This is a genomic window from Caulobacter sp. CCH9-E1 (genome assembly GCF_001556515.1).
GTDB lineage: Bacteria > Pseudomonadota > Alphaproteobacteria > Caulobacterales > Caulobacteraceae > Caulobacter.
This window is the reverse complement of the sequence record NZ_LSJA01000249.1, coordinates 1-6,614: the sequence shown is the minus strand read 5'-3', so window position 1 is coordinate 6,614 and position 6,614 is coordinate 1. Positions and strand designations below refer to the sequence as shown.

At 68.5% G+C, this 6,614-nt stretch carries 4 protein-coding genes; 2 read left to right on the top strand and 2 right to left on the bottom strand.

What is annotated here, in order from left to right; genetic code table 11:
- Positions 1-169 precede the first annotated feature (169 nt).
- Complete coding sequence (locus tag AX690_RS22375) at positions 170-295, bottom strand: hypothetical protein (RefSeq protein ID WP_013077777.1); 126 nt, start codon at positions 293-295, stop codon at positions 170-172.
- Positions 296-385: 90 nt separating this feature from the next.
- Entirely contained in the window at positions 386-1,834 is a 1,449-nt protein-coding gene (locus AX690_RS13995) for a protein adenylyltransferase SelO (RefSeq protein WP_066684430.1), read from the bottom strand.
- A 247-nt stretch (positions 1,835-2,081) separates the two neighbouring features.
- Between AX690_RS13995 and AX690_RS13990 the strand changes: the two genes are divergently transcribed.
- Positions 2,082-4,598, top strand: a complete 2,517-nt coding sequence (locus AX690_RS13990; RefSeq protein WP_066684432.1) for a TonB-dependent receptor — start codon at positions 2,082-2,084, stop codon at positions 4,596-4,598.
- Between the two features lie 183 nt (positions 4,599-4,781).
- Positions 4,782-6,614: M20/M25/M40 family metallo-hydrolase (locus AX690_RS13985; protein WP_066730413.1), on the top strand; the 1,833-nt coding region annotated here is incomplete at its 3' end.

Sequence of the window (6,614 nt, the reverse complement as noted above, 5' to 3'; positions counted from 1 at the left end):
AAATTGGGACGAGCCGATGGGCCTGTTGACCCATCACCTTGATCACGACGCGGCGACCTGGGCGTTCCTGGATCAGTTCCTGGCCGCTTTCCCGATCCAGGCGCGACAGGACCTGACGCCAGCCAGTCCCCGCGCGCCTGAGGCGCTCAGCGCCTAGAGCCTTCTAGCTTTAGGCCAGTTCGGGACGGTCGCGCAGGCACTCGCCGATGGCGCGGGCGCAGCCCGGCAGGCCCAGCGCCCCCACGAACGACATGGCTACGGCGCAGACCAGCATGATCGGTTGGAAGATGCGCATCGGGAATCTCCGCACGGCGTTCGTCGGTGGCACTGTGCCGGAACAGTAAGACGGAACCTTGACGATTGTTCCGGGCTCGAACGGAAAAATTCAGCGGGCGGCTTTTTCGCCACGCAACCTTCCCAGCCCGTAGGCTCGCCGGGCGGCTTCGATCCGCTCAAGCTTGGCGTAGAAGAGCGACCAGTCATCCGCCTGATCGATCGGCGCCCAGAGGGCTTCGACCTCGTCGATGATCAGCTCCTCGGGCTCCGGACGCTGGAAGATCGGGTCGGCTAGGCGCTCGGGTCGATCGGGCGAATAGTCGGCCAGGCGCGCGCGGAAGGCCTGGAACGCCTCGCTTTCATACAGGCCGGCGCGCGGGCCCGACAGCGCCCGCCCCTCGGACGCCTCGCCGCCGAACCAGTCGAAGAAGAACGGCTCCCAACGCAACGCCTCGCCCCCGTCGGCCAGGGCCCGGAAGGCGGCGTTGACCAGGCCCACGTCCGCGTCGGGGCCCTGGCTCCGCAAGCCCAGCCGATCCAGGATCGCCTCGCGCAGGGCCACGCGATAGGCGTCGGAGAAGCCGTTCAGCGCCGCCAGCAGTCCAGCTTGCTCGCCCACCAGGGTGAAGCAGGCGGCAAGCTGTTGCAGGTTCCAGAACACCGCCTCGGGCTGGCGGCCGAAGCTGTAGAGGCCCGACTGGTCGAAATAGGCGGCGACGAAGTTCGGGTCGTTGCGCGGCAGGAAGCGCCACGGGCCGTAGTCGAAGCTCTCGCCCGTGACGACCATGTTGTCGGTGTTGAGCACGCCGTGAACGAAGCCGGCCGCCATCCAGCGCGCCAGCAAGCGGGCGCTGGCGGCGACCACCCCCTCCAGCAGCGCCGCCGGGCGATCCGGCGCATCGGCCAGGTGGGGATAATAGCTCTCGACGACATGGTCGATCAGGATGGTGATCAGGTCACGGCGATCGAAATAGGCCAGGCGCTGGAACGTGCCGAAGCGGATATGGCTGTGCGACAGCCGAGTCAGCACGGCCGAGCGGGTCGGGCTGGGCTCGTCGCCTCGGGTCAGGGCCTCGCCCGTCTCGATCAGCGAGAACGCCCTGGACGTCGGGACGCCAAGGGCCTCCAGCAGGCTGGCGGCCAGGACTTCGCGGACCCCGCCCTTCAGGGTCAGTCGGCCGTCGCCCGAGCGCGACCACGGCGTCTGGCCCGAGCCCTTGGTGGCCAGGTCCAGCAGGCGGTCGCTTCCCGCCTCGCGCAGCTGGGCGAACAGGAAGCCGCGGCCGTCGCCGAGGTCGGGGTTGTACACGCGGAACTGATGGCCGTGATAGCGCATGGCCAGCGGAACCGGCTGATTGTCCGGCAAGGGCGCGAAGCGGCCAAAGTGCGCGATCCATTCCGCGTCGGTCAGGCCTTCCAGCCCGACGCCGGCCGCCGCGCGATCATTCCGATGGCGGAGGATCGTCCGCGGGAAGTCCGCGGCCTCGACCGGATCGGCGAATTCGCGGCCCAGGAGCTGGAAGCGCGGGGCGGGACGGTAAGCGGGAGACAGCGGCATGGTCGCCAGATGAGGCCGCCGCGCTCACCGCGCAACCCTTCTTCGAAAGTACGCAACGGTCAGCGAACGTTGTCACATCCTGGCAACACGATGCGCTAGGCCGTTTTGTCACAAGGGATTTCGCTTGCCGAACACCCTTGCGGCGCCTAACCCTTGGTCATCCATTCGAACGATCGTTCGAGCGGGGCAACGAAAAACAAGCCTGGGGGCGGGCAAGCGTCTCCGGGCCAACGAACCGAGGTAGGAAATGCGCTTCACCCAGGTGCTCTGCGGCACTGCGTCCGCTGTCGTCCTCGCTGGTCTTGGCGCTTCGAGCGCCGCTCAGGCTCAAACGAGCGACGTTCAAACCGTCGATAGCATTATCGTCACCGCTCAGAAGCGGGAACAGAACCTGCAGGACGTGCCGGTGGTGGTCACCGCCGTCGGCGCCAAGCTTCTGCAGGACACCGGCGTCAAGGACATCAAGGATCTGACGATCCTGACCCCCGGCCTGACCGTGACCTCCACGTCTTCCGAAGCCTCGACCACCGCCCGCGTGCGCGGCGTCGGCACGGTCGGCGACAACCCCGGCCTCGAAAGCTCGGTCGGCGTCGTCATCGACGGCGTCTATCGCCCGCGTAACGGCGTCGGCTTCGGCGACCTTGGCGAGATGGAACGGATCGAAGTGCTGAAAGGCCCGCAGGGCACCCTGTTCGGCAAGAACACCTCGGCCGGCGTCATCAACGTCATGACCAAGGAGCCGGAGTTCGGCTTCGGCGCCAACGGCGAGCTGACCTTCGGCAACTATAACGCCAAAGGCGCGGCCGCCTCGGTCACGGGGCCGCTGTACGAGGACAAGCTGGCCGGCCGCCTCTACGTCGCGGCGCGTCAGCGCGACGGCTACAACGACGTCATCACCGGCGCGGGTCCTTCCAAGCGCGATCAGGACGCCGACCAGAACTTCTACACCGTCCGCGGCCAGTTGCTGTTCATTCCGGACGATCGCTCGACCTTCCGCGTGATCGCCGACTACAGCCGCCGCGACGAGAACTGCTGCGGCGCGGTGCAGATCCGCACCGGCCCGACCTCGGCCATCCTGGCCGCGGCGTCAGGCCAGGCCAACCCCGTGGCCGCCACCGCCGATCCCTTCGACCGCGTCGCCTATTCCAACCGCGGCGCGCCGGCCAAGATCGAGGACAAGGGGATTTCGCTGCAAGGCGACATCGACCTGCCCTTCGGTTCGCTGACCAGCATCTCGGCCATCCGCAACTGGCGCACCGACAACGGCCAGGATGGCGATTTCAGCACGGCCGACATCACCTACCGCAACAAGGACGGCTCGAACTATTCCGAGTTCACCACCTATACGCAGGAGCTGCGTCTGGCCGGCCGCAGCGAGAAATTCGATTGGCTGGTCGGCGCCTTCCTGGCGGACGAACGCCTGGAGAACCGGGCCAACTTCTATTTCGGCAACCACTACGAACAGTATCTGGGCCGCCTGCTGTCGCGCTCCGCCGCCAATCCGGCCGGCGTCCCCAACTTCATCGCCCTGCTGCTGAACCGCGCGCCCAACACGTCCTTCGCGCCGGGCCAGGGCCTGCGCGACCGCTACGACCAGCGCGCCACCACGATCGCGCTGTTCACCAACGACACCTGGCACGTGACCGACGCGTTCGAGATCACCGCCGGCCTGCGCTACACCGCCGAAAAGAAGAAGCTCGACACCTACCAGACCAACACCGACGGCGGCGTCGGCTGCGGCACGGCCTTGTCGGCCGCCGGCCAGGCCCGGATCGCCAGCATCGTCGGCGCAGCGAACACGGGCACGATCATCGGCAATCTCTGCCTGCCCTGGGCGAACGCGCTGTTCAACGGCCGCGGCACGCACCAGGAGCGCACGGACAAGGAGTGGAGCGGCACGATCAAGGCGTCCTACCGCTTCTCGCCCGAGGTGTTCAGCTACGCGTCCTTCGCGCGCGGCTACAAGGGCGGTGGTTTCAACCTCGACCGCACCCAGTCGTCCAATGGCCTGCCGTCGGGCGGGGCGGGCGTGACGCCGATCTATGACACCTCGTTCCCGGCCGAGTTCGTCGACAGCTATGAAATCGGCCTGAAGAACACCCTCTTCAACCGCACCGTCCTGTTCAACGTCAGCGTCTTCCAGCAGAAGTTCACCGACTTCCAGCTGAACACCTTCCTGGGCACCTCGTTCGTGGTGCGCTCGATCCCCGAGGTGAAGTCCAAGGGCGTCGACGCCGACTTCCTGTGGTTCACCCCAGTCCATGGCCTGACGGTGCAGAGCGGCTTCACCTACGCCGACACCAAGTACGGCAAGCAGCCGATCCCGAACGATCCGGGCAACGCCCTGGCCCTGCTGCCGGGCAGCCGCCTGTCGCTGGCGCCGAAGTACTCGGCTTCGGGCTCGCTGACCTATGAGACGCCGGTCGGCGACAACATGAAGGCGCGTTTCAACATCGGGGCCAAGTACTCGTCGTCCTATAACACCGGCTCGGACCTGTTCCCGCCAAAGGTCCAGAAGGCCTTTACGGTGGTGAACGGCCGCGTGGGCATCGGGTCGGCGGACGAGCGCTGGACCATGGAGCTCTGGGCCCAGAACCTGCTGAACGAGAAGTACATGCAGGTGGCCTTCAACGGCCCGCTGCAAGGCTCCTCGGGACTCAGCGCCACCCAGAGCACCTACAATCCGGCGCTGGATAGCATCACCTACAATGCCTTCCTGGGCGCGCCGCGCACCTACGGCGTGACCCTGCGCTCAAGGTTCTAACCGGGAGGGGGAACCCTCGGGCCGCCAAGGGCCCAGAGGGCTTTCGGAAGAGGGAAGGGCGATCCGGGCGACCGGGTCGCCCTTTTCCTTGCCGGGCTCAACTTTTCCGATTTCAGGTCTTTCGGACGACGCCGCATCACCTCAGCATGGCGCGGGGGTATCGATGGACGCCGGGAGACCAGCATGAAGACGATCCGCTTCCTCGGAGTCTGGATCTGCCTCGTGATTGGCCTGGCGCTGGGCGTCTGGAGCCTGCGGACGCCGGCGCCCCTGCCCGCTAACGCGCCGCCGACGGCCTTCTCGGCTCAGCGCGCCATGGCCGATGTCACGGCCATAGCCCAGGCGCCGCATCCCACGGGGTCGGCCCAGATCACCAAGGTGCGGGATCATCTGCTGACGCGGATGGGCGAGTTGGGCCTGGAGGTCTCGGTCCGCCCCGACCAAGGCTTCTACGCCAACGCCAGCAACCCGCGCTTCCTGACCGTCGCCTCGGTCCAGAACCTGGCGGGCGTGCTGGCCGGAAGCCAGCGCGACCTGCCCGCCGTGCTGGTCATGAGCCACTATGACTCGGTCCATAACTCGCCCGGCGCGGCCGACGACGCGGCCGGCGTCGCCGCCGCGCTCGAGATCGCCCGCGCCCTGAAAGCCGGCGGCCCCGCCAAGCGCGACGTCATCTTCCTGTTCACCGACGCCGAGGAGGCGGGCCTGCTGGGGGCGGAGGCCTTCTTCGCTCGCGACCCGCTGGCGGGGCGCGTCGGCCTGGTCGTGAACCTCGAGGCCCGGGGCGACGCCGGCCGGGCGTCGATGTTCCAGACCGGCCCTGACAACGGCGCGCTGATGACCATCTTCGCCCGCGCCGCCAAGGGCCCCTCGGCCAACTCGCTGGCGTCGGCCGTCTACGCCAAGATGCCCAACGACACCGACTTCACCCATGCGGTGCGGAAGGGCTTTCCCGGGCTGAACCTGGCCTTCATCGACGACCAGCTGGCCTATCACACGCCGCTGGCCAAGCCGGCTCATCTGGAGATCGGCAGCCTGCAGCACGTGGGCGACCAGACCTTGCCGACGATCCGGGCGCTGGCCGACGCGAACGAACTGCCGCCGCCGGCGCCGGACGCGATCTATTCCGACGTGCTGGGCCAGTTCCTGGTCAGCTATCCGCCGATCGTCGGCTGGGCGCTGCTGGGCCTTGCCGGCGCGTTGCTGGCGTTCGCCGGCTGGCGCACTCTGAGCCTGGGCGCGGCCAGCGGCTGGGAGATCGCCCGCGGCGCGGCGGGCCTGCTGCTGCTGGCGACCACCGCCGCCCTCGTCCTGCACCTGGCCGGCCGGCTGCTGATGGTCCGGGACGTCCAGCGCTACTACGATCTGCTGGTCAGCTTCGACTACGTGCTGTGGGGCTCGGGCCTGCTGGCGATCGCCGCGGGGCTGGGCGTCGCCACCGCCATGGCGCGGGGCGCCAGCCGGATCATCCCCTGCGTCGTGGCCCTCGTCCTGGGCGGGGGCTGCAGCCTGGTCGGCGGTTTCGATCCGGTCGGCCTTGGCCTCGGGATCGGAGCCTGCGTGCTGGCGGCGCTGGCCCTGGGTCATCGGACCGACGCCCTAGGCGGCTGGATCGGCGGTCTCGTCGTGCTGCTCATCCTCGCCACCGTCGCCCAGGTCCTGGCGCCCGGCGCGACGGTGATGCTGACCTGGCCGCTGCTGATCGCGGCCCTGGGCGTCGCCCTGGTCATCGGGATCGGCGGGACGCGCGACAAGCGCGTGGCCCTGGCCCTGACCGGCGTGATCGGCGTTCTCGCCATCGTCTCGCTGGCCCAGCTGACGGCCTGGGCGGGCTTCACCTTCGCGGGCCTGGGCCTGCAGGAGCCGGCCATACTGGCCCTGTTCGCCATGCTGGCCGCGCCCGCCCTGTCACCGCTGACCCACGACTTCGCCGCCACCCGCTGGGCCTGGCGCGCCGCCCTCGTCCTGGTCCTGGCCGGCGGCGGCCTGATCGGCTACGCGGCCCTGGCGGAGGGA